We start from the raw sequence: 1,975 nt of genomic DNA, 5'->3' as shown, positions 1-1,975 counted from the left end.
ATCGCCAGGATACCGGACCGCCTTCGCCCCGCGGGAAAGGTTGGCGCTCCTTCCCTGACGCGCGGGCGAGAGTTACCCTCGACTGAAAACCTCGCGGCAGCGGCAAGGCCCGCGCCGGCCCACACGGCAGCAGGGCCCGTTTCACCAGGCGTCAACCCGGACCGCCGCAGCCAGCGGCCGCGAATCGGCTCCGCCGCGCGGGGAAGCCACGCCACCGCCGCTACCATGGACGTCCCGTAGCTCAGGAGATCTCCTCCCATCTCACCCGCTCTACACTGACAGGCTCGCCCCCGCATCCCGGAGGGGGATCCGACACGAAGCTGGGATCCCACGAAATCCTAATGTCCCTGCCGGCCTTATACGATAACACCTTAAAAGCTGCCCCTCCGCGTATGTCGACGTCGGCATCCACTTCTAGGTCCCCGGACGAGACCAGGTACACCCCGACGACGTCGCCGCCGCGGGCCGGGCCCTTCTTCTCGATATGTACGTTGCCAAAACAGACGATGGCAAGCCCGTCCCTTCCGGGCTCCTGCACCCGAAGATCCGGCACCACGGTGACGTCGCCCGCGCAAACGAGGGTGAACCGGCCCGAGAACAGCCCCGTCACGGTGAGGTCTCCGTCCACGTAGACTATCTGGCGGTCGAAGTCGCCCCCCTCAAGTCGCTGCGACCCGGAAAGCACTGCGCTGGCACGGGACAGCCACCACCCGGCAGACCGCATATTGACGAGGGCGACGGGAGCTTGCGCGAGGGCCCCGCTCACGACGAGCTCCTCTTCCTTGTCCGGGTCGAGCACCAGCTCGCCCGAGTACGTGAAGTCGCCCTCCACCACGAGCGTGCCTTTGGTAAACTCGGCCGTCCCGTTACAGTGAACGTTCCCCCAGACCCCAACGTCTACGTTCTTGTCGAAGACCAAAGATTGACCGGCATCGTTACCCGCGTTGGCGAGCATCGCATAGCTCAAGTTCATTGGGGCGACGCCGCGGAGCCGTACTACCTGCTTCACGGTCCTGGCGACGTCCCCGATGCTGCCGACCGACTCCAGAGACAACAGCCCGGGGCCGGTTTCTTCGCACGACACGGAATACGTGCCAGCAGCAGGATCGTCCGGGTCGACGGCTCCTTGCAGCTCGCCTCGGAAAGCTTGGTCGCGACTAAGAACGGCTATGTAATGGTCGACCCCGGCCTCCGCCGCGTTCAGCGCCTGGACCCACTCCCTGTGCCTTGCCGCAAGGCGCAGGTACCCCAGCGAACTGAAAGCTACGGAAGCGGCAAAAAGGGCGGCGCCCGCCACGACCGCCAGGACGGCGACGGTTGCCACCCCCCGCTCGCCGTCTGTCACCGCGCGCGGTTTCTCAGCTCTGCTCCCCCCACCAGGCGCAGGGCGGGTTCCCCTTCGCCCCCGCCGTCCACCGTGACGCGCACGAAACTGACCTCATCCCCCAGCAGTTCGTACTGAAAAGACACCGACCGCAGCCCCGAAGCCACGACCGTCTCCCCGCGGAGAGAGCTCGTCCTCACCAGCTCGAGGGCACCTGGATCCAGGGCGTAGGTGACGGTCTCTTCTTCCGGGTATCGCTTCAGGAGCACGAGCACCTCGTCCCCGCTGCCCGCCCCCACGCCGGACGACGCCCGCGCGTCTGCCAGGATCGACTCGAGGGCCTTCGACGCCTCCACCCCGCACGCCGCGACCTGCCTGGTACGCCTCGCCATAAGCAGCAGGCGGCTCTGGAGCCCGAACAACGGGAGGGAAAGCGCCATCAAGAGGCCGATGCCCACCACGAGTTCCAGGAGCGTGTAACCGCTCCTCCGCCCCCCGGCCGGCCCTCCGGCCCACGGCGCGCGCCGGTCCCGCCAGGACACTACGGAAATTCCCCTAGGGGGAGCTTCCGGCCACCCCGCGCCCTGCGCGACCTCCGGTGTTCTAGCCGTCCTGCCGGGGCCACGGCCCGGCTTCATCTCGATCCGGTCC

3 protein-coding genes are annotated in these 1,975 nt (G+C 67.4%); all 3 read right to left on the bottom strand.

Annotated features, from left to right (window positions below; translation table 11 throughout):
• Positions 1-260 (bottom strand): hypothetical protein (locus AB1609_22550; GenBank protein MEW6049215.1); only part of this gene is annotated, 260 nt, incomplete at its 3' end.
• Positions 242-1,345 (bottom strand): hypothetical protein, encoded by a 1,104-nt coding sequence (locus tag AB1609_22545; protein MEW6049214.1) that lies wholly within the window; start codon positions 1,343-1,345, stop codon positions 242-244. The genes AB1609_22550 and AB1609_22545, both read right to left, overlap by 19 nt.
• Positions 1,342-1,975 (bottom strand): hypothetical protein (locus tag AB1609_22540; protein ID MEW6049213.1); only part of this gene is annotated, 634 nt, incomplete at its 5' end. The genes AB1609_22540 and AB1609_22545, both read right to left, overlap by 4 nt.

It is taken from the genome of Bacillota bacterium (genome assembly GCA_040754675.1).
In the GTDB taxonomy this organism is placed as follows: domain Bacteria; phylum Bacillota; class Limnochordia; order Limnochordales; family Geochordaceae; genus Geochorda.
The sequence above is the reverse complement of the archived record's forward strand: the minus strand, read 5'-3'. Positions and strand labels throughout refer to the sequence as shown.